The organism is Photobacterium kishitanii (assembly GCF_000613045.3).
GTDB classification, from domain to species: Bacteria; Pseudomonadota; Gammaproteobacteria; order Enterobacterales; family Vibrionaceae; genus Photobacterium; species Photobacterium kishitanii.
On sequence record NZ_LN794352.1, the window covers coordinates 51,795 to 76,967 of the forward strand.

Annotated in this window: 24 protein-coding genes and 1 riboswitch; of the genes, 11 read left to right on the forward strand and 13 right to left on the reverse strand. The window is 42.6% G+C overall.

Features of this window, described 5'->3' with window-relative positions; all coding sequences use genetic code 11:
• Position 1: 1 nt before the first annotated feature.
• The 6 genes from yidD to PPBDW_RS00465 form a co-directional block, all read right to left on the reverse strand.
• Complete coding sequence (yidD, locus tag PPBDW_RS00440; RefSeq protein ID WP_080159046.1) at positions 2 to 259, reverse strand: membrane protein insertion efficiency factor YidD; 258 nt, start codon at positions 257 to 259, stop codon at positions 2 to 4.
• Positions 226 to 582: a ribonuclease P protein component gene (rnpA, locus tag PPBDW_RS00445; RefSeq protein WP_080888925.1), complete on the reverse strand. Its 357-nt coding sequence runs from the start codon at positions 580 to 582 to the stop codon at positions 226 to 228. The genes yidD and rnpA overlap by 34 nt, the downstream gene beginning before the upstream one ends.
• A 15-nt stretch (positions 583 to 597) precedes the next feature.
• A complete protein-coding gene (rpmH, locus tag PPBDW_RS00450; RefSeq protein WP_006233350.1) occupies positions 598 to 732 on the reverse strand; it encodes a 50S ribosomal protein L34 in 135 nt (44 codons plus the stop codon).
• Between the two features lie 183 nt (positions 733 to 915).
• Positions 916 to 1,653, reverse strand: coding sequence for an amino acid ABC transporter ATP-binding protein (locus PPBDW_RS00455; protein ID WP_036789118.1), 738 nt, complete (start codon positions 1,651 to 1,653; stop codon positions 916 to 918).
• A complete protein-coding gene (locus tag PPBDW_RS00460) occupies positions 1,650 to 2,321 on the reverse strand; it encodes an amino acid ABC transporter permease (protein ID WP_036789120.1) in 672 nt (223 codons plus the stop codon). Before PPBDW_RS00460 ends, PPBDW_RS00455 begins: the two co-directional genes overlap by 4 nt.
• A 79-nt stretch (positions 2,322 to 2,400) precedes the next feature.
• On the reverse strand, positions 2,401 to 3,156 hold the full coding sequence (locus PPBDW_RS00465; protein WP_036789122.1) for an amino acid ABC transporter substrate-binding protein: 756 nt from the start codon (positions 3,154 to 3,156) through the stop codon (positions 2,401 to 2,403).
• A gap of 474 nt (positions 3,157 to 3,630) precedes the next feature.
• Here PPBDW_RS00465 and dnaA point away from each other — a divergent pair, with 474 nt between their 5' ends.
• From dnaA to gyrB, 4 genes are read left to right on the forward strand one after another with little or no spacing between them, the layout of a single operon-like run.
• Entirely contained in the window at positions 3,631 to 5,028 is a 1,398-nt protein-coding gene (gene dnaA, locus PPBDW_RS00470; RefSeq protein ID WP_036789124.1) for a chromosomal replication initiator protein DnaA, read from the forward strand.
• Position 5,029: 1 nt separating this feature from the next.
• Positions 5,030 to 6,130: a DNA polymerase III subunit beta gene (gene dnaN / locus PPBDW_RS00475; RefSeq protein WP_036789126.1), complete on the forward strand. Its 1,101-nt coding sequence runs from the start codon at positions 5,030 to 5,032 to the stop codon at positions 6,128 to 6,130.
• Between the two features lie 2 nt (positions 6,131 to 6,132).
• On the forward strand, positions 6,133 to 7,215 hold the full coding sequence (gene recF, locus PPBDW_RS00480) for a DNA replication/repair protein RecF (protein ID WP_036789128.1): 1,083 nt from the start codon (positions 6,133 to 6,135) through the stop codon (positions 7,213 to 7,215).
• 15 nt (positions 7,216 to 7,230) lie between these two features.
• Positions 7,231 to 9,651, forward strand: coding sequence for a DNA topoisomerase (ATP-hydrolyzing) subunit B (gyrB, locus tag PPBDW_RS00485; protein WP_036789129.1), 2,421 nt, complete (start codon positions 7,231 to 7,233; stop codon positions 9,649 to 9,651).
• A gap of 95 nt (positions 9,652 to 9,746) precedes the next feature.
• Here the strand turns inward: gyrB and PPBDW_RS00490 are convergent, their stop codons facing one another.
• The 3 genes from PPBDW_RS00490 to glyQ all read right to left on the reverse strand — a co-directional run bounded on the left by PPBDW_RS00490 (position 9,747) and on the right by glyQ (position 14,224).
• Positions 9,747 to 10,997 carry a valine--pyruvate transaminase gene (locus tag PPBDW_RS00490; protein ID WP_036789131.1) on the reverse strand — a complete coding sequence of 417 codons (1,251 nt, stop codon included), beginning with the start codon at positions 10,995 to 10,997 and terminating at the stop codon, positions 9,747 to 9,749.
• Positions 10,998 to 11,233: 236 nt separating this feature from the next.
• Positions 11,234 to 13,303 (reverse strand): glycine--tRNA ligase subunit beta, encoded by a 2,070-nt coding sequence (gene glyS, locus PPBDW_RS00495; RefSeq protein ID WP_036789133.1) that lies wholly within the window; start codon positions 13,301 to 13,303, stop codon positions 11,234 to 11,236.
• A gap of 9 nt (positions 13,304 to 13,312) precedes the next feature.
• On the reverse strand, positions 13,313 to 14,224 hold the full coding sequence (gene glyQ / locus PPBDW_RS00500) for a glycine--tRNA ligase subunit alpha (protein WP_036789134.1): 912 nt from the start codon (positions 14,222 to 14,224) through the stop codon (positions 13,313 to 13,315).
• A 283-nt stretch (positions 14,225 to 14,507) separates the two neighbouring features.
• Between glyQ and PPBDW_RS00505 the strand changes: the two genes are divergently transcribed.
• From PPBDW_RS00505 to PPBDW_RS00515, 3 genes are all read left to right on the forward strand, one after another.
• On the forward strand, positions 14,508 to 15,197 hold the full coding sequence (locus PPBDW_RS00505; RefSeq protein WP_045043559.1) for a YiaD family glycine zipper/OmpA-like lipoprotein: 690 nt from the start codon (positions 14,508 to 14,510) through the stop codon (positions 15,195 to 15,197).
• 100 nt (positions 15,198 to 15,297) lie between these two features.
• Positions 15,298 to 15,402: riboswitch (yybP-ykoY riboswitch) on the forward strand.
• A gap of 87 nt (positions 15,403 to 15,489) precedes the next feature.
• A complete protein-coding gene (locus tag PPBDW_RS00510; RefSeq protein ID WP_036789651.1) occupies positions 15,490 to 16,047 on the forward strand; it encodes a TMEM165/GDT1 family protein in 558 nt (185 codons plus the stop codon).
• A gap of 156 nt (positions 16,048 to 16,203) precedes the next feature.
• Entirely contained in the window at positions 16,204 to 16,449 is a 246-nt protein-coding gene (locus tag PPBDW_RS00515) for a hypothetical protein (protein ID WP_036789135.1), read from the forward strand.
• A 68-nt stretch (positions 16,450 to 16,517) separates the two neighbouring features.
• Here PPBDW_RS00515 and tusA read toward each other — a convergent pair whose 3' ends face one another.
• Positions 16,518 to 16,766, reverse strand: a complete 249-nt coding sequence (tusA, locus tag PPBDW_RS00520) for a sulfurtransferase TusA (RefSeq protein WP_036789136.1) — start codon at positions 16,764 to 16,766, stop codon at positions 16,518 to 16,520.
• Between the two features lie 139 nt (positions 16,767 to 16,905).
• On the opposite strand from tusA, the gene PPBDW_RS00525 reads away from it, so the two are divergent.
• A complete protein-coding gene (locus PPBDW_RS00525; protein ID WP_036789137.1) occupies positions 16,906 to 17,094 on the forward strand; it encodes a hypothetical protein in 189 nt (62 codons plus the stop codon).
• Between the two features lie 117 nt (positions 17,095 to 17,211).
• A complete protein-coding gene (locus tag PPBDW_RS00530) occupies positions 17,212 to 18,153 on the forward strand; it encodes a LysR family transcriptional regulator (RefSeq protein ID WP_036789138.1) in 942 nt (313 codons plus the stop codon).
• 82 nt (positions 18,154 to 18,235) lie between these two features.
• Here the strand turns inward: PPBDW_RS00530 and acuI are convergent, their stop codons facing one another.
• The 3 genes from acuI to fadB all read right to left on the reverse strand — a co-directional run bounded on the left by acuI (position 18,236) and on the right by fadB (position 22,766).
• Positions 18,236 to 19,216: an acrylyl-CoA reductase (NADPH) gene (acuI, locus tag PPBDW_RS00535; protein ID WP_036789139.1), complete on the reverse strand. Its 981-nt coding sequence runs from the start codon at positions 19,214 to 19,216 to the stop codon at positions 18,236 to 18,238.
• Positions 19,217 to 19,410: 194 nt separating this feature from the next.
• Complete coding sequence (gene fadA, locus PPBDW_RS00540) at positions 19,411 to 20,577, reverse strand: acetyl-CoA C-acyltransferase FadA (RefSeq protein WP_036789140.1); 1,167 nt, start codon at positions 20,575 to 20,577, stop codon at positions 19,411 to 19,413.
• An 11-nt stretch (positions 20,578 to 20,588) separates the two neighbouring features.
• Complete coding sequence (gene fadB / locus PPBDW_RS00545; protein ID WP_036789141.1) at positions 20,589 to 22,766, reverse strand: fatty acid oxidation complex subunit alpha FadB; 2,178 nt, start codon at positions 22,764 to 22,766, stop codon at positions 20,589 to 20,591.
• Positions 22,767 to 23,031: 265 nt separating this feature from the next.
• On the opposite strand from fadB, the gene PPBDW_RS00550 reads away from it, so the two are divergent.
• Complete coding sequence (locus tag PPBDW_RS00550; protein WP_036789142.1) at positions 23,032 to 23,658, forward strand: YigZ family protein; 627 nt, start codon at positions 23,032 to 23,034, stop codon at positions 23,656 to 23,658.
• Positions 23,659 to 23,705: 47 nt separating this feature from the next.
• A complete protein-coding gene (locus tag PPBDW_RS00555; RefSeq protein WP_036789143.1) occupies positions 23,706 to 25,163 on the forward strand; it encodes a TrkH family potassium uptake protein in 1,458 nt (485 codons plus the stop codon).
• Positions 25,164 to 25,173: the final 10 nt, after the last annotated feature.

The window sequence follows — 25,173 nt, forward strand, 5'->3', positions numbered from 1 at the left end:
GTTAATGTTCTCTGTCGTTATGCTTGGTTGGCGGAACGGGGTCGTAACCACCGTCATTTAAAGGGTGACATTTTAATAGACGTTTCGCCGCTAACCAACAACCTTTTCGCGCTCCATGCGTTTTTACAGCTTCGATCGCATATTGAGAACATGTAGGGGTGAACCGACAGCGTGGCCCAAGAAGCGGGCTGATTGCCAGTTGGTAAAAGCGGACTAGTCTTACGACTAGCCACGCGACGGGCGAGACAGGCGATGCCATAACTTATCTAACAACGTAAATAGTTCTTCGTTACTCAAATCATTGGCTGATTTCTTGGCAATGACTACGAAGTCACAGGCTGGAAGCTGATGTTGTTTTAAACGGAAACTTTCGCGGACAACACGTTTGAAGCGGTTTCTGTCGACAGCAGTTTTAATCTGTTTTTTTGGAACAGCCAGACCGAGACGGGGGTGGTCGAGTTCATTAGAACGGGCAAGAATAGTCAAGTGAGGAGAGCCAGCACGATGAGCTTGCTGGAAGACAGTTTTGTAATGTTCGGGAGTTAACAAACGTAACTCCCGAGAAAAAGCGTACTTATTCAAAATAATCGTCGATGATTACTTAGAAAGACGCTTACGGCCTTTAGCGCGACGTGCATTGATTGTTGCACGACCGTTCTTAGTTGCCATACGAGCACGGAAGCCGTGACTACGCTTACGCTTAAGAACAGAAGGTTGGAATGTGCGTTTCATGGTTTTACCTTAAATTAACTGATCAGTTTTTAAGTTTGTTAGATGTAATTGGCCATAATTGGTCAATTACCACGAACAAAGAGGCGGAATTGTAATCACTGACTAACAAAGAGTCAATAATTATACCCACATCTAATGACGGGCGCTGCATTATACGTTTTATAGCGCGAAGTTCAAGGATCCTTATTGGATCCCTATTTGAGTTAAAAAAGCCTTTAGTCGCGGATCGTTAGGGTGATTAAAGATCTGTTGCGGTGGCCCTTGCTCTACAAATTGACCGTCGGCCATGAAGATCACTCTATCCGCAACTTCGCGCGCGAATTGTAATTCATGGGTGACGATCAACATTGTTTGTTGTTGTTGCGCTAATTGTTTGATCAGGTTCAGTACTTCATTGACCCATAACGGATCTAACGCTGAGGTCGGCTCATCAAGTAATAATAATTCGGCATCTAATGCCATAGCACGACCAATGCCTACTCGCTGTTGTTGGCCACCAGAAAGAGCGGCTGGGTAGCTCCGGGCTTTATCGGCTAAGCCTATATCTGTCAAAATGCTCAGTGCTCGTTGTTGAGCTTGCTGGTTATCGAGTCCTTTAACAATCCGTAACCCTTCACTGATATTTTGTTGGGCTGTGAGATGATTAAATAAAGCGTAGTTTTGAAAAACAAACCCAGTTTGACGTCGAAGCGCCAATATTTCACTTTTTTTAGGTTGCTGGCAATTAACGTCGATATCATTAATGGTGATAGTGCCGCTGTCGGCACTATCAAGGTAATTAAGGCAACGTAAGAAGGTCGATTTTCCGGTCCCTGATGGACCAATAATCGCGACAATCTCACCTTTGTTTATACAGAGATCAAGATCGCTAAAAACAGTGTGATCACCAAAACGTTTAGTAAGTTTTTTTATGTTAATCATCGTACATAGGCCCTGTCTAAACGTGTTTCAGCTAGCTGTTGTAAGCGAGTAAGCACTATTACTACAGCCCAATATATTATTGCAACTGCAAGGAATGCTTCAAAGAATTTAAAGCTGGATGAGGCTTCCATTTGTGCTTTTGCCATAATTTCAGGTACCCCAAGCGTAAATGCGAGTGAGGTGGATTTAATCATATCAATAAAGTAATTCATTAATGATGGTAATGCGATGCGAGTGGCTTGCGGTAATATAATTCGACGCATGGTTTGCCATTCTGTCATTCCAATTGCGAGACTCGCTTCGCGTTGACTACGATCAACGCCAATAATGGCGGCACGAATACTTTCAGCCATGTAAGCTGCAAAATGGAGGCTAAGCCCAATAACGGCAGCGCTAAAAGCATCTAGGCCGACTAAATCTGGCATCACCTGCGGTAAGCCGTAATAGAGTAAAAATAGTTGTACTAATAACGGTGTGCCACGAAAGAAACTAATGTAGAGCTGAGTTAGAGGATTCAGCAGTGGTAGTTGGTAAATACGAATTAAGGCCAGAATTAACCCAAGTGCTAAAGCAAAAATAGCCCCAAGCGCGGCCATAGATAATGTCGTTGGTAGGTATTTCAACAAAATAGGCATCAACGACAGCATGTAATTAAAATCAAAACCCATAATGGTGATCCGTTGTACTGATTATGAAAATGTGGGATGAGAGCCACCATCGGGTTTCATTGTCGATGGTGGAACAGAATTATTGGGTGATATCGCTATGGAACCATTTAGTTGAAATAGCCGTCAAAGTGCCATCATCACGCATGGCAGTTAACGCCTTATTGACCTGTTGTTGTAATAACTTACCTTTGGCATTATTTAAAAATGGCCATGCATTCTCAATGGTTGCAAACGGCTTGCCGGCTAATTGTAACGGTAATGGCTTACTGTTAATGATTGCCACGGATGATAAGCGATCCATTACAAATGCATCTGTACGTCCTAAAGCCACGTCTTGCTCAATACCACTGTCATAGGTTTTGATATTAATTTGATCGGCATTAGGTAACTTACGTAGTAGCTGTTCGTAGTTTGAACCAAGATTAACGCCAACGGTTTTACCATTTAAATCGGCTGGTGAGTGAATGGTTGTATTACCTTTACGAACCACTAATTGTGCGCCGTCAATCACATAAGGTTGGCTGAATAAAAATTTAGCTTGGCGGGCAGGGGTAATAGTAATTTGGTTCGAAATGGTATCAATACGACCAGTTTCTAATTGACCAAATAAACCAGAGAAGCTCGCTGTTACAAATTCAACCTTGTAATCGTTACGTTGGCCAATTTCATGCCACAGGTCGACTTCAAACCCTTGTAACTTATCTTTACTGACAAAAGTAAACGGAAAATAACGACCAGACATACCCACTTTAACTGTGGTTGCAGCCATTACACTGGTGGTTGTACAAGCAAGCAGTGTACTTGCAATCACGATGGGTTTTATCCAGTTTTTCATTCGGTATTTTCCTGACCTTTATAGGACTTTATTTGGTGAGGCCATCCTACCTTGGTATTAAATGATAAAGATAATAATTAACAGTTATTTGAAATAACCATTTGTTTGGCAAGCGACATATTACTCTTCAAGAGCATGCTTTTTTCGGCATAGAAATAGCGTGTGATGAGCATAAAGGTTACCCACAATGATAGGTTTTCCCTGTGGATGATAATTGGTGGTGATAAAATGGCCATTATTTAGTAAAAACAGCATTAAACGGGCAATGAAAGACTTATCTTTGTGATTGCTGTGTTAATATAGTTGTGGGTAAAGGCAGGTTAAATTGTGCTGATCTTGCATTTTATTGTGCGATCTATGTGCATAAGTTCGATCTTATTCACTGGATCTGCGATCTCTTTACTGGAGATCCTTGTTCAGCGCGTATAAAATTATCTTCCTTTTATGTTTTGTTTATTCAGTGTGGAGTCTACCTTGTCATCTTCGCTATGGTTGCAGTGCCTTCAACGCCTTCAGGAAGAACTCCCTGCGACAGAATTCAGTATGTGGCTGCGTCCGCTTCAGGCTGAATTAAATGATCATACCTTGACATTATTTGCCCCTAATCGGTTTGTACTTGATTGGGTGCGCGATAAATATCTTAATAACATTAATCGTCTGCTTAATGAGTTTTGTGGTGCTGATGCGCCGAGTTTACGGTTTGAAGTCGGTAGTAAACCTATTTCTGCACCGCCACAGCCTGTTGCGCCACCGGTATTTACCTTGCCGCAATCAAGACCTCGTATTGAACCTGAGCCAATGCGCTATGAGCCTGCACCTTCTCCGGTGCAAAATGAATCGCCAGGTGGTTACCGTTCTAACGTCAACCCAAAACATAATTTCAATAATTTTGTTGAAGGTAAATCTAACCAATTAGGACTCGCAGCTTGTCGTCAAGTATCTGACAATCCAGGCGCTGCCTATAATCCATTATTTTTATATGGTGGTACGGGTCTAGGTAAAACGCACTTATTACATGCTGTTGGTAATGCCATTGCGAATCGTAAACCCAATGCAAAAGTGGTTTACATGCATTCTGAGCGCTTTGTGCAAGATATGGTGAAAGCACTGCAAAATAATGCGATTGAAGAATTTAAGCGTTATTACCGTAGTGTTGATGCGCTATTAATTGATGACATTCAATTTTTTGCCAATAAAGAACGTTCTCAAGAAGAATTTTTTCATACCTTTAATGCTTTATTAGAGGGGAATCAGCAAATCATTCTTACTTCCGATCGTTATCCTCGTGAAATTAACGGGGTTGAGGATCGACTAAAATCGCGATTTGGTTGGGGATTAACGGTTGCTATTGAGCCGCCTGAACTGGAAACACGCGTTGCTATTTTAATGAAGAAAGCTGAAGATCATAATATTCGACTGGCTGATGAAGTCGCTTTCTTTATTGCAAAGCGTTTACGTTCTAATGTCCGTGAGTTAGAAGGGGCATTGAATCGCGTTATTGCTAATGCTAATTTTACTGGTCGTGCCATCACGATTGATTTTGTTCGTGAAGCTCTACGTGACTTACTCGCATTGCAAGAAAAGCTGGTAACGATTGATAATATTCAGAAGACAGTTGCCGAATACTATAAAATAAAGATGGCAGATATGCTGTCGAAACGTCGTTCTCGTAGTGTTGCTCGTCCGCGTCAAATGGCGATGGCATTAGCGAAAGAGCTGACAAACCACAGTCTTCCTGAGATTGGCGATGCCTTTGGTGGTCGCGATCATACTACCGTGCTCCATGCTTGTCGTAAGATCGAGCAGCTACGTGAAGAAAGCCACGATATTAAAGAAGATTATTCAAACTTAATTAGAACGTTGTCGTCTTAATATGAAATTTACTGTTGAACGTGAACATTTATTAAAACCTTTACAGCAGGTCACTGGTGCATTAGGTGGCCGTCCGTCATTACCGATTTTAGGTAATATTCTGCTGCAAGTTGAAGATGGATGCTTGTCGATGACAGGTACTGATCTTGAAGTGGAATTGATCGCTAAAATCGCATTGGAAGGCGATTTTGAAGCCGGTGCTGTAACGGTACCGTCACGTAAATTTTTAGATATTTGCCGTGGTTTGCCAGATAGTGCCACCATTGCGGTTATCTATGAAGGTGATCGGGTTTTAATTCGCTCTGGTCGTAGCCGCTATACTTTAACGACGTTACCTGCAGCTGATTTTCCTAATATCGAAGATTGGCAAAGTGAAGTTGAGTTTACCCTTGAACAAGGGCGTATGCGTCAGCTGATCGATAGCACCCAGTTTTCAATGGCAAACCAAGATGTGCGTTACTATCTTAATGGGATGCTATTTGAAACCGATGGTCAAAATTTGCGTTCTGTTGCGACTGATGGTCACCGAATGGCGGTATGTGCGATTAATACTGGCCATGATTTACCCACTAAACAAATTATTGTACCGCGTAAAGGGGTACTTGAATTAGTGCGTTTATTTGATAATCCAGAATCATTGGTGAATATTCAAATTGGTCACTCGAATCTGCGGGCGACAGTAGGTAACTTTGTCTTTACCTCCAAGCTAGTTGATGGCCGTTTCCCTGATTATCGTCGCGTGATGCCACAAAATAGTACTAAATTTGTCGAAGCTAACTGTGATGATATGCGTAAAGCATTTGCGCGAGCTGCTATTTTGTCGAATGAAAAGTTCCGTGGTGTCAGAGTCGGTTTATCTAATGGCGAAATGCGGATCACTGCGAATAATCCAGAACAAGAAGAAGCTGAAGAGTTTCTTGATGTTGACTATCAAGGTGACAGTTTAGAGATTGGTTTCAATGTCAGTTATGTGCTTGATGTATTAAACACCCTTAAGTGTGATCAAGTGCGGTTGTCACTTTCTGACGCCAATGCACCTTCATTAATTGAAGATGCGACTAATGATGAAGCGATGTATGTTGTAATGCCAATTAGATTGTAATTATGGCTCTTACTCGGTTATTAGTGCAGGATTTTCGTAATATTGCTCAGTGTGATATTGCGTTAGCCAGTGGTTTTAATTTTTTAGTTGGCGCCAATGGCAGCGGCAAGACCAGTGTCCTTGAAGCAATTCATTATTTAGGACATGGGCGCTCATTTCGTAGTCATTTAACCAGTCGTGTTATTCGCCATGAGCAGCAACAGCTATTTATTCATGGTCGAGTCACCGATAGCAATGATCTCATTTTACCTGTGGGGATCAGTAAGCAGCGCGATGGTACCACTGAAGTTAAAATTGGCGGTGAAGGTAATCAGAAATTAGCCCAACTCGCACAGATTTTACCGCTGCAGTTAATTACCCCCGAAGGGTTCGATTTATTAATCGGCGGCCCTAAATTTCGACGGGCTTTTATTGATTGGGGTGTGTTTCATGTGGAGCCAAAGTTCTATAATGCATGGAGTCGTTTGAAGCGACTGACGAAACAGCGTAATGCACTATTAAAGCAAGCACGTAGTTACCGTGAACTCAGTTATTGGGATCAAGAACTTGCATTACTTGCTGAACAAATTAGTGTGTGGCGCCAAGATTACATTAATGCCGTTAAGATCAAAGCGGCTGAAATATGTCAGGTATTCTTACCTGAATTTGATATCCAGCTCGGTTTTTACCGTGGTTGGGAAAAAGAGACACCGTATGCTGAGCTGCTACAACGTAATTTTGAACGTGACTGTCAGCTTGGCTATACCGTAAGTGGGCCGCATAAGGCTGATTTACGGATTAAAGTTGCTGGAACACCGGTTGAGGACGTATTGTCCCGCGGTCAGTTAAAGTTAATGGTGTGTGCATTGCGTTTAGCGCAAGGTTTACACCTAACTGAGGCCACCGGCAAACAGTGTATTTACCTAATTGATGATTTTGCTTCCGAATTGGATAGCCATAGGCGAGCGTTGCTTGCGCAGCGATTAAAGGAAACTAACGCCCAAGTGTTCATTAGTGCTATTAGTCGCGAGCAAGTGGTTGATATGCTTGATGAAAGTGGTAAGTTGTTCATGGTTGAACACGGTAAGATAACACAGGATAATTAAAGCGAGAGTAACTCAATGTCCAACAATTACGATTCATCAAGCATTAAGGTGCTTAAAGGCCTCGATGCGGTACGTAAGCGCCCAGGGATGTACATCGGTGATACTGATGATGGTACTGGCTTGCACCACATGGTTTTTGAGGTTGTCGATAACTCTATCGATGAGGCTCTTGCTGGTCACTGTGAAGATATCATTGTTACGATTCACGAAGATGGTTCGGTTTCTGTAAGCGATGACGGTCGTGGTATTCCGACTGAACTTCACGAAGAAGAAGGCGTGTCAGCAGCTGAAGTTATCATGACTGTACTCCACGCTGGTGGTAAGTTCGATGATAATTCTTATAAAGTGTCTGGCGGCCTTCACGGCGTAGGTGTTTCAGTTGTAAACGCCTTGTCGGAAAAAGTTGAGCTAACCATTAACCGTAAAGGTCATATTCACCAGCAAAGTTACCATCATGGTGTGCCTGATGCACCATTAGCCGTTATTGGCGATACCGATAAAACCGGTACCCGTTTACGTTTCTGGCCAAGTGAAGAAACCTTTACTAACAATCTTGAATTTCAATACGAAATTCTAGCTAAACGCCTCCGTGAATTGTCATTCTTAAACTCTGGCGTATCAATTCGATTGATCGATGAGCGTGAAGATGGCAAACAAGACCACTTTATGTATGAAGGTGGTATTCGCGCATTTGTAGAACACTTGAACCGCAATAAAACGCCAATTCACCAGAAAGTATTCCATTTTGATAGTGAGCGTGAAGATGGTATTACTGTTGAAGTGGCAATGCAGTGGAATGACGGCTTCCAAGAAGGCGTTTACTGTTTTACCAATAACATCCCTCAACGTGATGGCGGTACTCACTTAGCCGGTTTCCGTGGCGCATTAACCCGTACTTTAAATACCTTTATGGATAAAGAAGGGTATTCAAAGAAAGCCAAAGCGGCAACGTCAGGTGATGATGCTCGTGAAGGTTTAATTGCGGTTGTTTCGGTTAAAGTTCCAGATCCTAAGTTCTCAAGCCAAACTAAAGATAAGTTGGTATCAAGCGAAGTGAAAACGGCGGTTGAATCAGCAATGAATGAGAAGTTTGCTGAGTTCTTATTAGAAAGCCCAGCTGATGCAAAAATCATCTGTGGCAAAATTATTGATGCTTCTCGTGCTCGTGAAGCCGCGCGTAAAGCACGTGAAATGACTCGTCGTAAAGGTGCATTAGATTTAGCAGGCCTTCCTGGTAAACTTGCAGATTGTCAGGAAAAAGATCCTGCACTATCTGAACTTTACATAGTGGAAGGGGACTCTGCTGGCGGTTCAGCCAAGCAGGGACGTAACCGTAAAAACCAAGCTATTTTGCCACTTAAAGGTAAAATTCTTAACGTTGAAAAAGCCCGTTTTGATAAGATGCTGTCTTCGCAGGAAGTGGCTACTCTAATCACAGCAATGGGCTGTGGTATTGGTCGTGACGAGTACAACCCTGATAAGTTGCGTTACCACAATATCATCATCATGACCGATGCCGATGTCGATGGTTCGCACATTCGTACATTACTATTGACCTTCTTCTACCGTCAAATGCCTGAGCTTATTGAGCGCGGTCATATTTATATTGCGCAGCCACCACTTTACAAAGTGAAGAAAGGTAAGCAAGAGCAATACATCAAAGATGATGAAGAGATGAACCAATACCAAACGGCATTGGCATTGGATAATGCATCACTGTTTGCGAATGATGGCGCACCTGCAATGACAGGTACAGCTCTTGAAGGCTTGGTAACTCAGTACAATGCTGCTATCAAATTGATTGAGCGTATGAGCCGTCGTTACCCAGCATTAATGCTTAATGAGTTGGTTTACCAACCGCGTTTGAGCACTGAAATGCTAGCAGATAGCGCGCAAGTTGAAGCATGGTTAACAACTTTAACTGTTGCTCTTAATGCGAAACAGTCAGGTGAGAGCCAATTCACGTTCGAAGTGTTACGTGATGAAGAGAATAACGTATTCTTACCTAAAGTTGTGGTGCGTACTCACGGTGTTGATCATGAGTACCCATTAAGTTTCGATCTACTTAATTCAAAAGAATACGCTAAGTTAGCTGATTTATCTGAAGCGCTTGACGGTTTATTAGATGAAACTGCCTTTGTTCAACGTGGTGAGCGTAAGCAACCAATCGCAAGTTTCAAAGAAGCATTAGAGTGGCTTAATAAAGAATCACGTCGTGGTCTTTCTTTACAGCGCTATAAAGGTCTGGGCGAAATGAACCCGAACCAGTTGTGGGAAACAACCATGGATCCTGAAGTTCGCCGTATGTTGCAAGTGACGATTCATGACGCCGTTGCTGCTGATGAGTTATTTACTTGTTTGATGGGTGATCAAGTTGAACCGCGTCGTAACTTCATTGAAGAGAACGCATTAAAAGTAGCAAACCTTGACGTGTAGTTTGTCATTAGGTTAATACTTATAAAAACGCCGCTATTATTAGCGGCATTTTTTATGCGACATTTTATTTGTTTGTCAGTAGGGCAGGGTTACGATTAACCTTCGGCATAAGCTCGAGTTATTTCTTCAGCGATCATTTTTATCCCTTGTTCCGTCTTCTCATCACTTTGGACATAGTTCATGCGTAAGCATTGCTGACTATGCGACCATGGCTTAGCTAAACCAATAAAGAAATATTCACCAGGTACAATTAACACTCCTCGTGCTTTTAAACGTCGATAAAGCTCTTTAGTCGAAATGGGTAATTGGTTACACCATAGCCATAGGAATATTGCCCCTTCAGGTTTATGGATTCGAAACCGTTCATCAGTAATATAACGTTGTAATAGACTAACAGCATGCTGTGCTTTACGTTGATAAAAGGGTCGAATTACTTCATGGCTTAAGCGTAATAAGTCATTGCGGCTAATTAATTTGTCGGCAATGGCTGGACCTAAGCTGCCTGGTGCAAGGTTGATAATGCCATTGATATTAGTGAGCGCTGTAATGATTTCTTTATTGGCGATCACAATCCCGCAGCGAATACCCGGTAACCCTAGTTTGGATAAGCTCATGCATAAAATAGTATTGCTGTTCCAAAATGGAGTGACATCAGCAAAGATAATATCAGGGAAGGGCATGCCATAAGCATTATCGATAATCAGTGGAATATTGTGCGCTTGTGCGAGGGCGTCGAGCTGCTTAATTTCGTCATCGGTGAGTACATTGCCGGTGGGGTTGGTTGGCCGTGACGCACAAATTGCACCAATACTGTCATCAATAACCAATTGACTAAAATCAATGTGATATTTAAACAGCCCATCATTCAGCAAACTGATCGTCGGTTGATAAGAGATAAACATATCATCATCAAGTCCAGCATCGGCATAGCCAATATACTCAGGCGATAACGGTAATAGGATTTTCTTATTGACACCATGGCGACATTTACCCGCCAATAAATTAAACAAATTAAAGAACGCGCTTTGACTACCATTGGTAAGGGTAATATTTTCACTACTGATGTCCCAACCATAGTGCTGCTTGAGGAGTGCGGCAAGGGCAGTAATAAAACGGTCTTTTCCTTGAGGGCCATCATAATTGGTAATTGAATTCGTCAGCTCACCAGTCGCTGCCATATCAACCAATAGCTGATTGAAATAATCGACCATCGCTGGGATTTGGGCTGGGTTACCACCGCCAAGCATAATGGCATTGGGGTTAGTTAAACCATCATTTAGATCATGCATTAATTGAGTAATGCCAGAATCGCCAGCGAATTTATCGCCAAAGACAGAAAATTCCATGGTGCTATTGACCTCTATATCAGTGCTGAGTTTAGCACTTGTAAAGCCCGCTATGTCTGACGGGGAATAGCTCAAAATACCTGATTGCCATTTGAAGCGAAAGCCTTAGTTAGTGTCTATGGTGGTGGTCGGCTGTGTTGAATGTTTCACGTGGAACAGTTTAAATTATAAAACTCGGGTTATAAAAAAACCACGCCGAAGCGTGGTTTGTCATTATTCTGCAGCGGTTATAACAGTTACTTTTGTAGTAATGAAATATCGGCTACTTGTAAGAACTGGTTACGCAGTAGGTTAAGCAGTGCCAGACGGTTAACTTTAAGTTGTTCGTCTTCCGCCATAACCATCACGTTATCAAAGAAAGCATCAACAGGTTCGCGTAGTGATGCTAGCTCTGTTAGTGCTTGCTGGTAATCTCCAGCAGCAAAGACAGGTGCTAGGGTTGCTACAACTGCTGCCACTTTTGCGGCTAGATCTTTTTCTGCAGCTTCCACTAATAAGCTATTATCAACTGTTGTTGGTAGCTCACCATCGAATTTCGCTAGAATATTACCCACACGCTTATTTGCGGCTGCTAGTGATTCAGCTGCGTCTAAGTCACGGAAATGACTTACCGCTTTAACTCGCTTATCAAAGTCAGCTGGTTGTGTTGGGTGCATCGCTAGCACAGCTTGAATAACATCAATGCTGAAACCTGCGTCTTGATACCAAGCGCGGAAGCGACCCAGCATAAATTCAATCACGTCTGAATCAACATTAGCGTTAGTTAGCTTATCACCAAAGAGTGAGTGTGCTTTAGCAACTAAATCAACTAGGTCAAGTTGGTAACCATTTTCAACGATGATACGTAGCACACCAAGAGAAGCGCGACGTAATGCAAATGGGTCACTGCCTTTTGGTGCTTGGCCAATACCAAAGATACCAACGATAGTATCTAGTTTGTCAGCCATCGCTACTGCAGATGATACGCCAGTGCTTGGAAGTTGATCGCCAGCAAAACGAGGCATGTATTGCTCGTTCAGTGCTAGTGCAACATCTTCAGCTTCGCCGTCATGACGTGCGTAGTGCATGCCCATCACGCCTTGAGTCTCAGTAAACTCAAACACCATTGAGGTCATTAAGTCACACTTAGCTAGTAGACCTGCGCGTTTAGCATTAGTGACATCAGCACCGATCTTCTCTGCAATGTAGCCTGCAAGTTCAGTGATACGATCAGTTTTATCTTTAATTGTACCAAGTTGCTTTTGGAAGATAGCTGTCTCAAGTTGAGGCAGACGATCAACTAACTTGCTCTTAAGGTCAGTATTAAAGAAGAACTCAGCATCTGCTAAACGAGGGCGAACCACTTTCTCGTTACCCGAGATAACTTGGCTTGGATCATTAGAGATGATGTTCGATACGAAGATGAACTTAGGTACTAGCTTGCCTTCAGCATCGTAAACAGGGAAGTACTTTTGGTCACCTTTCATGGTGTAAACCAAAGCTTCAGAAGGAACCTTTAAGAACTCTTCTTCAAATGAAGCGGTTAGTACTACCGGCCATTCAACCAGTGAAGTTACTTCTTCAACTAACTCATCATCAAGATCAGCAATACCGCCTACAGCCTCAGCAGCTTTTTTAGCATCAGCCAAAATAATCGCTTTACGGGTTTCGTAGTCGGCCATTACTTTGCCGCGCTGTTCTAAGATAGCAGGGTACTGATCAGCATTATCGATGGTAAATTCAGCTTCACCCATAAAGCGGTGACCGCGAATAGTACGTGCTGAAGCAACACCTAAAATAGTGCCTTCAATCAGCTCATCACCTAATAGCATCGTTAGTGTTTTCACTGGACGAATGAATTGGGTGTCTTTGTCACCCCAACGCATTGGGCGTGGGATAGGCAATTTAGCCAACGCTGCTGCTGCAAGTTCAGGCAGTAATGTTTGGGTTGGTTGACCTGTTACTTGTTGCTTGAATAGGAGCCATTCACCTTTATCGGTAACCATGCGCTCAGCTTGATCAACCGTAATACCATTACCACGAGCCCAGCCTTGAGCTGCTTTAGTTGGATTACCATCAGCATCAAAAGCCGCCGCGATAGCAGGACCGCGTTTTTCAACCACTTTGTCAGGTTGATTTTCAGCAAGTGCTGTTACTTTAAGTGCTAGACGACGCGGTGCCGCATACCACTTAATACCTTGGTGAGGTAAATCAGCAGCTTTTAGTTCTGCTTCAAAGTTGGCTGCGAACGCTTCAGCTAGAGTGCGAAGTGCCTTCGGTGGCAACTCTTCAGTACCTAGCTCAATTAAGAAATTCTTATCTGTCATGGCTATCCCTTACTTATCTTTTTTACACATTGGGAAGCCAAGTGCTTCGCGTGATGCATAGTAAGCTTCAGCTACTTGTTTGGTTACGTTACGAATACGTAGAATGTAACGTTGACGTTCAGTCACTGAGATTGCTTTACGAGCATCAAGTAGGTTGAAGGCATGGGCTGCTTTCAAAATACGTTCGTAAGCAGGTAATGGCAGTGGCTGCTCAAGTGCTAATAGCTTCAGTGATTCTTTCTCGCACTGGTCAAAGAAAGTAAATAGGAAATCAACATCAGCGTGTTCAAAGTTGTAAGTTGATTGCTCAACCTCATTTTGATGGAAGATATCACCGTAGGTTACTTTACCTAGGGGACCATCTGTCCAAACCAAGTCATAGACTGAGTCAACGTTTTGAATGTACATCGCTAGACGCTCAATACCGTAAGTGATTTCGCCTGTAACAGGTTTACACTCAAGGCCGCCAACTTGCTGGAAGTAAGTGAACTGCGTTACTTCCATACCGTTAAGCCAAACTTCCCAGCCAAGACCCCAAGCACCCAAGGTTGGGTTTTCCCAGTTGTCTTCTACGAAACGGATGTCATGTACTTTGGTATCAACACCTAGTACTTCTAATGAGCCTAAGTACAGTTCCTGAATATTATCTGGAGACGGCTTAAGCATTACTTGGAACTGATAGTAGTGCTGAAGACGGTTAGGGTTTTCACCGTAACGACCGTCGGTTGGACGGCGAGAAGGTTGTACATACGCTGCTGCAATTGGTTCTGGACCTAGAGCTCGTAGACACGTCATTGGGTGCGAAGTACCTGCGCCCACTTCCATGTCAAGAGGTTGCACAATAGTACAGCCTTGTTGGCCCCAGTAATCCTGCAGCGCGAGGATCATGCCCTGAAAGGTTTTAATATCGTATTTCTGCATTGTCAGCTTCGCGAGATTAGTGGATGAAAAGATTAATTATCCAGTATACCTTGCCTGCTCTGAGGCGAGTAGGGGCAGTGGCTGTTTTTTATCCATCTGGAGCTTGTTTTGATATAATTCCCATTATTGATGCTGATTTTTAGCTAATCTTTGACATTATTTTGATGGCGTAAATGTAAAGGTTGATTACAATAACTATAAGAGATATTACCTCGAAAGCCTTTCGAGGTAATTTTTAGCATACCCTCGATGATTTGATCGAGCAGATAGGTCTTGAAATAAGATGGTAAATAAACAAGTAATGACGTCAAAAACTTGGGTGCGTGCAGCCGTAATTTCTGTTGTGGCAGCAATCACAATGACAGGTTGTTCTACTGTTAACCCTTACACGGGTGAAAGCCAAACAGCGAAAGGTACCGGTGGTTCAATTATTGGTGCGTTAGCCGGAGCTGCAATTGGTATTGCTTCTTCAAGTAAGCATGATCGCGGTAAAGGTGCACTTATTGGTGCTGCATCTGGCGCTGCATTGGGTGGCGGCATTGGTTATTACATGGATGTACAAGAAGCTAAACTGCGTCAGCAACTAGCTTCTTCAGGTATTAGTGTTACTCGTAATGGCAATAACATCATTTTGAATATGCCAAATGAAATTACCTTTGGTGTTGATCAGTCTTCATTAAATGGCCGTGCGATGGAAGCGTTACATAATGTAGCGTTAGTTGCTAAACAGTACCCTAAAACTCAACTTAACGTATTAGGCTTTACTGATAGCTCAGGTGCAGCAGCTTATAACCAGCGTTTATCACAAGTACGTGCTGGTGAAGTGGGTAACTACCTTATTCGTCAAGGTGTTGATGCTAATCGCGTAGTTTCTCAAGGACGCGGTGAAAATAGTCCTGTTGCCACTAACAGTACTTCACAGGGTCGTGCACAAAACCGTCGTGTAGAGATTATTCTATCTCCACTAGGTTAATTTATATTTAGTGTTTTAAAACGGCGAGCTTTGGCTCGCCGTTTTTGTATTTACTAAAAGATAAGTAATGGTTAGATTTCGTCATTTTTTTTGTTAATATACCCATTCCTTTGGGGAGTAGCCTCTCGCAGCTTGCGAGATAATTATCAACATAATCGAAGCAAAATCTTCGTGGTAATTATGATTTATCCAACGCGATAAATTTGGCAAGACCAACGGCAAACAGCACAAACCGGGGTGGGAGTGTATGTTTGCTATTGGTATAAATTATTCCCGCCCCAGAGAGCATGTTGTGAGTGTTTTAGCTGTTTCCATTACCTCTGTCGCCTTAGCTGAAATAGGTGATAAGACCCAACTTTTATCGTTGCTACTGGCTAGCCGATACCGAAAACCAATCCCTATTATTGGTGCTATTTTTTTAGCCACGATTGTTAATCACGCATTAGCTGCATGGCTCGGTGTGGCAATTGCTGACTATTTAACCCCTGATATTTTAAAATGGGTATTAGTCGTGAGCTTTGTGCTAATGGCAGGGTGGATTTTAATTCCTGATAAACTTGATGATGACGAGACGTTATCGAATCGAGGTCCGTTTATCGCCAGTTTTATTGCTTTCTTTATCGCTGAGGTTGGTGATAAAACGCAAATAGCGACGACTATGTTAGGAGCTAAATATCATGACGCCTTAATGTGGGTTGTCGTCGGAACAACAATTGGAATGCTGTTAGCCAACGTTCCAGTCGTGTTGATTGGTAAGTTCTCAGCGAACAAAATCCCGCTAGGTCTTATTCGTAAAGTTACAGCCATATTATTTGTGTTATTAGCGATTGCTGCTGGCTTTGGAATGTAGTTTCACATGAAACTATTCATAAAAATATTTGTAAGTTGAAGGTTTTGTTTCATCGTAATAAATTGTGATGTCGACATAATACCTACTGAGTGATGCGTGCTAGAGTAGTTACAAATAAGCATAATTCATTTGTTGGTCTTTATTGCTGGAGGGAGTATGGCTCGATTTCTTGCGATTTCACCTAAAAGTCAGTGTTGGTTATTTCACTTGGCGTTGATACTTAATATTTTAGGCATGGCGTTAACAGACATGTGGTTACCTATGGTGGTCGGGGCTATCATAACAGCATATCTCGCGGTAGATTCGTTAGTGAGATTACGTTATGTCTTACCATTGAAAAAAGAAATACGTGATTTACGCCATGAACTTGAAGTAATACGTCACAACAGAGATGATGTTTAGTACGTTTGCAGAATGATAAAAAAAGCAGCCTTTGGGCTGCTTTTTTGTTTTAAAGAAGGAATCTGGGTCTAGTTATTGCCTTTTTTGATCAAAAAGCGATACGGCACGCTTTCTGTATCTGCAGCGAGTAGGGTGTGATCCATAAAGCGACAAAAGCTTGGAATGTCGCGGGTAGTGGATGGATCATCAGCAACGACTAATAAGGTATCACTAGCTGCCATTTTCCTCACAGTTTTGCGCACCATCATTACTGGCTCTGGGCAACGTAGGCCTTGAGCATCGAGGCTATGGGTCGGATTTTCAAAAATTGCAGTCATAATTTACACGTATTATTGTAGACGTTGTGATCATACTGATGGATAAGAATTAATCAATAAGGCTTGGCAAATCAAGATAAATTGTGTAACGTTATTAACAATACATTAACTTTTCTTTCTAATGGATTAGGGGGATATTATGTTGACATCAATTGACCGCGTAATGATTTATGCCGTGTTGTGTATTATTTCATTTAGCACCATCATGCTAACCAGCCATTATTCAACAGGTCTATTCGCTATTGGTGGCTTACTTGCTGCTATTATTGGTTTATGGGTTGAACTTACTGATAAAAGTGAATTGGAACAACAAAAAAATCAGCGTTAGTACTGGTTTATGATGCAAGATATTTAATGTTCCCGCTGTAAAAGGTGGGATTTTTTTTAGCTATCCCGCCATAATGTCGCCATGTAGGATTAATTTTCAGCGTTAGAGAAGTACAACATGGAGCTCGAAGAAGTTTACCGTCGTGACTTAAATTTGCTGGTTGCGTTAAAAGTGTTATTGGATGAGTGCAGTGTTAGCCGAGCTGCGGTAAGGCTTAACTTAAGCCAATCAGCAATGAGTAGAGTATTAGGACGATTACGTGATTTACTTGGGGATCCGTTGTTTACTCGCCAAGGGCAATCATTATTGCCGACTCAGCGAGCGTTGGAATTAAATGAACAACTAAATGAACCGCTGGAATCATTACGAATATTATTGACCCCAAGTGATTTTGAGCCTGCAGCTTGTGAGCAAACGTTTAAGATTGCCACCACGGATTATGCAATGCAGACTATTTTGCCATTTGCATTACCCCGTATTTATCAAGAAGCCCCTCATCTTTCATTAGAGTTTAGTCCGCTGCAGCATGATAATTTGTTGTCGCAGTTAACCACGGGGGGATGTGATATGGCAATTTGTCGCCCAAGTGCTGAAATGGATCCGTTGTGTCATCAGCTTTTAGGCTTAGTGAGTGTTTTTTGTTTAGTTAGTCAGAATCATCCGCTCGCAAATAAACCGCTTACACTCCAGGATTACCTTAGTTATCCGCATGCGATGATTGCCGTTAGTGATGGTGTTAAGGCGTTACTTGATGAGCAGCTGCGTGGTCATCCTCAACCGAAAATGGTGTTACGGGCTTATCATTTAGAGGCTGCATTAGCAATTATTGAACAGATGCCTTTAATCATCACGGTACCAGCTGATTTGGCGTATTTAGTGGCTGAACGTTACCAATTAATTGTAAAGCCATTACCGTTTGAGTTTAAGCCGTTTGATTATTCATTATTGTGGCATGCGCGCTGTGAGCATTCAGCATCACAGATATGGTTGCGTAATATTATTAAAGAAGAATGTGGTCGACTGATTAACTCTCGCGTTCATGATATTGGCTTATTGTAACTTAACGGTTTTGAATAAATAAAAAGGCCAGCACTTGGCTGACCTTAATCATTAACTACAATAATGCTTTATCGCGTAATCATTACAGTTTAATTACTACTCGACCGGTAATTTGACCATTGGTAATTGCTTCTGCACATTCTGCAACTTGTTCAAGCGTTACTTCACGACATGCTTGTTCAAAGTAGCTTGCTGGAAGTAATTCAGTCAGACGTTGCCATGCTTGTTGACGTTTTTCAAATGGACACATTACTGAATCGATACCTTGCAAACGTACATTACGTAGAATGAAAGGCATTACTGTCGTTGGTAAATCAAAACCGCCAGCAAGACCACAAATAGCAACTGCGCCGTTATAGCTAATTTGGCTCAGAACTTTTGCTAATACTTTACTGCCTACAGTATCAATCGCGCCTGCCCATAATTGCTTATCAAGTGGACGAGCCGGTTCTTCAAAAACACTACGATCAATAATAGTGGTTGCGCCTAATTGTTTTAGTAGTGGACCATTAGTTTCAGCGCGACCTGTTACTGCTGCTACCTTATAGCCTAATTGTGCCAATAAGGTTACAGCCACTGAACCAACACCACCGCTAGCACCTGTTACTAAAATTTCGCCAGCATCAGGTGTTACACCTGCATCTACAATCGCTTGTACACATAACATTGCGGTTAAGCCAGCAGTACCGACCATCATAGCTTGTTTGCCGTCAAGGTTAGTCGGTAATGGTACTAACCAATCAGCTTTAAGACGGGCTTTTTCTGCCATGCCACCCCAATGGCCTTCACCTACGCCCCAACCCGTAAGTACAACTTTATCGCCAACGTGGTAGCGATCATCACCTGATTCTGCCACCGTACCCGTTAAATCAACCCCTGGAACCATTGGGAATTGACGCACAATACGACCTTTACCGGTAATTGCTAAGCCATCTTTGTAGTTTAATGAAGAGTAATCGACATCAATTAATACATCACCTTCAGGTAATTCAGATGTTGCTACTTGGCGAATAGTTGCTAGTGTTTTTTTATCTTCTTGTTCTAATACTAGTGCTTTAAACATTGCAATACTCCGGAAAAATCATGGTTAGCAATCAATATAGGATTGAGTGTAGACGGCTTATCTCTATGAAGAAAATGAAACTTACTCATTTAATCTATGTGTAAGTTGCATGTCTTATATTTCATTATATGCCAATAGCAACACCGTTTATATTGGAGTGAATATTGACGCGCTCCAACCATACTTGAATGTAATTATTCGATGCGCTCAAAGATAGTCGCAATGCCTTGCCCTAAACCGATACACATAGTCGCTAATCCAAAGCGAGCTTGTTTTTGTTCCATAAGATTTATCAAGGTGGTTGAAATACGCGCGCCAGAACAGCCCAGTGGATGGCCGAGTGCGATAGCGCCACCATTGAGGTTTATTTTTTCATCGAGCTGATCCATTAATCCTAGCGCTTTAATGCATGGCAACGTTTGGGCAGCAAACGCCTCATTGAGTTCAATGACGCCAATATCATGCAAGTTTAACCCTGCCCGTTGCAATGCTTTCTGTGTAGCAGGTACTGGACCAAACCCCATTAGTGATGGCTCACAACCAGCAATTGCCATGGCTTTAATACGGGCGCGAATGGTTAAGCCTAATGCTTGTGCTTGTCGTTCATCCATTATTAGCATGGCAGCTGCACCGTCAGATAATGCCGATGATGTTCCCGCGGTGACAGTACCATTAATAGGATCAAAGATAGGTCGTAATTGGCTTAAAGCTGCAACAGTTGTTTCGGGGCGTATAACTTCATCAGTAGTATACTTTCTCAAAACACCATCATTGTCATGGCCTTCCGTTGCGAAAATTTCATTCGTAAACCGTCCTTCAATCGTGGCTGCGTGGGCGAGGTGGTGCGAGCGCGCGCCAAATTGGTCTTGTTGTTCACGGCTGATGTCATATTTTCTTGCGAGCATTTCTGCTGTGAGTCCCATCATCGCTGCCGCTTTGGCAACTGTTTTCGATAGTCCTGGATGAAAATCAACACCGTGATCCATTGGAACATGGCCCATGTGTTCAACGCCGCCAATTAAACAACTTTGAGCATCGCCGACCATAATCGCGCGAGTGGCATCATGCAGTGCTTGCATTGATGAGCCGCAGAGACGATTAACGGTCGTAGCACCAACAGTGGTTGGAATACCCGCTAGTAGGGCTGAATTGCGGCCAATGTTAAACCCTTGCTCTAAGGTTTGTTGAACACACCCCCAATAAATATCTTCTAGATCATTCGGGTCTAATTGTGGATTACGACTCAGTAACCCTTGCATTAAGTGCGCTGATAAATCTTCAGCACGAACCTGTCGAAATGCGCCGCCTTTTGAGCGTCCCATTGGAGTACGGATACAGTCAACAATCACAACGTTATTCATAATGAAGCTCCTTAATGGTGGGTCATCGTGACCGCAGTCGCTGTAGGATAATAGTGCTCATCGGCGGCGGCTTTGGCTCTTAATCCGTCAGGTACCTGATATAACGGCCCGAGTGATTGATAGCTATCTGCTAACGCGACGTAATTGGCTAAACCTATATGCTCTAAATAACGGAACACACCACCTCTAAATGGAGGGAAACCTAAACCGTAGACCAAAGCCATATCAGCTTCTGCTGGAGTGGCGATAATCTTTTCTTCTAAGCAGCGCACGACTTCGTTGATCATTGGGATCAGCATTCGGTCTGTGATCGTGGTGCTATCAAATGATGTTGGTGCTGCTGCAATCGGTGCCAGTAAGGTTGCGGTTTGTGGATCAAATGCTTTTTTTGGTTTGCCTTTTTTATCAAGGCTGTAATTAAAAAAGCCGGCTCCTGTCTTTTGACCGAAGCGTTGTTGTTGATATAACACATCAATCGCATCTGTATATTGTTTTGCCATGCGTTGCGGAAAGCCTTGTGCCATGACTTTTTGGGCATGATGAGCTGTATCAATCCCAACCACATCTAATAAATAAGCCGGCCCCATTGGCCACCCAAAATCAGCTTCCATAACGGTATCAATCTGGCAGTAATCACCGCCATCACGTAGCAGTAAACTAAACGCTGCCAGATAAGGAAATAAAACGCGATTAACGAAGAAACCGGGGCAGTCATTGACGACGATCGGCGTTTTTCCCATTTTCGTGGCATAAGCGACAACTCGAGCAATGGTTTCATCGGAGGTGTGTTGGCCGCGAATGATTTCAACTAATGGCATTTTGTGGACGGGGTTAAAAAAATGCATGCCACAAAAGTTTTGTGGTCGTTGTAATGATGTGGCGAGTAAATTAATCGGGATTGTTGAGGTATTAGAAGTGATCACTGTGGTATCAGTCACCTGTTGTTCAACCTCGGCCAGTACGGCTGCTTTTATGGTTGGGTTCTCAACCACCGCTTCAATAACGACATCGACTTGCTGAGTATCGGAATAGGTCAGCGAAGGGGTAATCATCGCTAATGTTGCCGCCATCTGTAAGCCATCAATGCGACCTCGAGTGAGCTTTTTATTGAGTAACTTCGCCGCTTGCTGCATTCCCAGTGTTAAGGCATCGGTAGTGATATCTTTCATTATGACAGGAACATGGTGAGTGACAGATTGATAGGCAATACCGCCGCCCATGATCCCAGCACCTAGCACCATTGCTTGTTGTGTGGTTGGTGCTGTTTTTATGGCTTGTTTAGCGTGATTTTTTAGATATTGATCATTAAGGAATATCCCTACTAATGATTGAGCGACATTGGTTTTAGCCAGTTTGATAAAGTGGTTGTTTTCGATAGTAAGTGCCTGCTCACGTTCACAGGTTGCAGCTGTTTCAATTGCGGTGATTGCTGCCATCGGTGCGGGATAATGTTTACCGGCAATGTTAGCCACCATTGCTTTAGCGGTAGTAAAACTCATGAGGGCTTCAGTAGCATTTAAACGTAGTGGTATTTGTTTTTGATATCGACGTTGTTGCCAGTCTAGATCACCCTTAATGGCTTGTTTAACCATGCTCAATGCCGCTGTTGGTAACATATCGGTGGCAACGACTGCATCGATTAAACCGAGACTTAAAGCGGCAGCCGCTTTTTTATCTTTGCCGGTAGTAATAACCTCCATGGCGTTATCTGCGCCAATTAAGCGCGGTAAACGTACTGTGCCCCCAAAGCCTGGCATGATGCCAAGTTTAGTTTCTGGTAATCCAATGCGAGCTTGATGATCTGCAATTCTAAAATCGGTAGCTAAAATACATTCACAGCCACCACCAAGTGCGTAGCCATTTATCGCAGCCACAGTTGGAACGGGTAAATCTTCAAGTTTATTAAAGATAGTGTTGGCGTGATGAAGCCATTGTGACAGTTGATCGGCTGGTAGAGAGAATAAGCCTAGAAATTCAGTGATATCTGCACCAACAATAAAACTGGCTTTGGTTGAACGTAAAATTAAACCTTTGAGATTGGGTTGTTGATAAAGCGCATCAAGTGCCAGATTAAAGCTTTCAAGGGTTGCGAGGTCGAATTTATTGACAGGGGATGGCGCCGCAAAAATAAGTTCAGCAATGCCATCTTCGAGGTAATGGACTGAGAGTGTTTCACCGTGGTAAATCATGTTCTATCTCCATATATTCCATTCTATGACGGATTAGGTGTGATTTAACTGGTTTGACCTGTAGTGGTTAATGTTTAGTCTGAACCGCAATGCGTACAAATTCAATAATTAATTTAAACATTTGTTTAACATTGCTAGCTAGTGCATCATCTTTAATACAATAATTCGAATAGTGACATCAGTTGTAGGCAATAATTAGCATTGCTTTAGTGGTAATAGGAATATGTTATCCTGCCACTCTTTTATTGATGATGGGATATGTTTTATGTCAACTTCTGAGCCTTATTTAATCCCACTGCAACCAGTGATTTTTGAAGAAGAAATTAAGAAAAGCCATTTTATTACTTACTTGGCACACACAGCCTCGATTGAGGCTGCTAAACAGTTTATTGGCGAAGTAAAGTCAGCCCATTCAAATGCTAATCACCACTGTTGGGGATTTGTTGCTGGTAGACCAACAGATTCAATGTCGTGGGGCTTTAGTGATGATGGCGAACCGTCGGGTACGGCAGGTAAACCAATATTGGCTCAATTAACGGGTTGTGGTGTCGGTGAACTAACGGCAGTTGTCGTGCGCTATTTTGGTGGTATCCATTTAGGCACTGGTGGGTTAGTTAAGGCCTATGGCGGTGGTGTACAACAAGCATTAACGTTACTGACCACACAACAAAAGATCATCATCAGTGAGTTGTTTTTATGTTGTGATTATAATCAAATATCATTAGTTGAAGCATTATTAGGTGAATATAACGGCACTCAACTTAAAGCCGATTATGGTCAACAAGTAAGTATGCACTTAGCACTTGATAGTCGAATAGTGACTGAGTTTAGTACCAAACTCATTAATCGAAGTGGTGGGCGAATCATCGCAACATCAACGCCAGATAGTTAACCACTATTTATTTTTTATGTATTTTCAGATGAGGGCCGATTAAGGCCATGCAGTTTCGTTCAATTACTCGTATCGTCGGGCTATTGCTCGCTCTATTTAGTGTAACCATGTTAATTCCCGCATTGGTAGCTCTGATCTACCGCGATGGTGCGGGATTTCCTTTTGTGGTGACGTTCTTTCTATTGCTAGCGGGAGGCTCATTATTATGGTTTCCTAACCGTTACCAACGGCATGAATTAAAAGCCCGTGATGGTTTTTTAATTGTAGTGTTATTTTGGGGGGTAATAGGCAGTGCGGGTGCGGTGCCTTTTCTATTATCTAAAAATCCAGACTTATCAGTTGCTGACTCCTTTTTTGAATCATTTTCTGCACTGACAACAACAGGGGCAACGGTCATTGTTGGTCTTGATCATTTACCGAAAGCGATTTTATTTTATCGGCAGTTATTGCAGTGGTTTGGCGGTATGGGGATCATCGTATTAGCTGTCGCGATATTACCGGTATTAGGTGTCGGTGGTATGCAGTTATACCGCGCGGAAACACCAGGACCGGTAAAAGACAGCAAGATGACGCCACGCATTGCCGAAACCGCGAAAACGTTGTGGTATATATATTTAGCATTAACCATTGCTTGTGCGTTAGCTTTTTGGCTGGCGGGTATGAGTGGTTTTGATGCCATATCCCATAGTTTTTCAACGATTGCGATTGGGGGATTCTCAACTCATGATGCCAGTATCGGTTATTTTAATAGTCCTACTATTAATATGATCACGGTGTTTTTTCTCTTAATATCCGCTTGTAATTTTTCGCTTCACTTTGCTGCGTTTGGTAATGGCAATATAAATCTCAAAACTTATTGGCGAGATCCTGAGTTTCGCGCGTTTTTTGTGGTGCAATTTATTTTATTTGCGATTTGTTTTGGGGTGTTATTAAAGCATCATTCTTACGACAGTTCTTTTGATGCCTTTGATCAAGCATTGTTCCAAACCGTATCTATATCGACTACCGCTGGATTTACCACTACTGGCTTTTCTGATTGGCCGTTATTTTTACCTGTTTTACTGTTGTTCTCTTCTTTTATAGGAGGCTGTGCCGGTTCGACTGGGGGCGGCATGAAAGTTATTCGAATGTTGTTGCTGTCATTACAAGGGGTGCGAGAGTTAAAACGCTTGGTGCACCCTCGAGCGGTGTACACCATTAAGTTGGGGAATAAAGCGTTACCGCAACGGGTGGTTGATGCGGTGTGGGGTTTCTTCTCTGCTTACGCGCTGGTATTTGTGGTGTGTATGCTAGCACTGATTGCGACAGGCATTGATGAGTTAACCGCTTTTTCTGCAGTGGCTGCCACCCTCAATAATTTAGGACCTGGTTTAGGTGAAGTTGCAGTACATTTTGGTCAAGTAAATGATTCAGCGAAATGGATCCTCATTATTGCTATGCTATTTGGTCGTTTAGAAGTATTTACATTATTAGTTTTATTTACGCCGACCTTTTGGCGCAATTAAAGGAGCGATC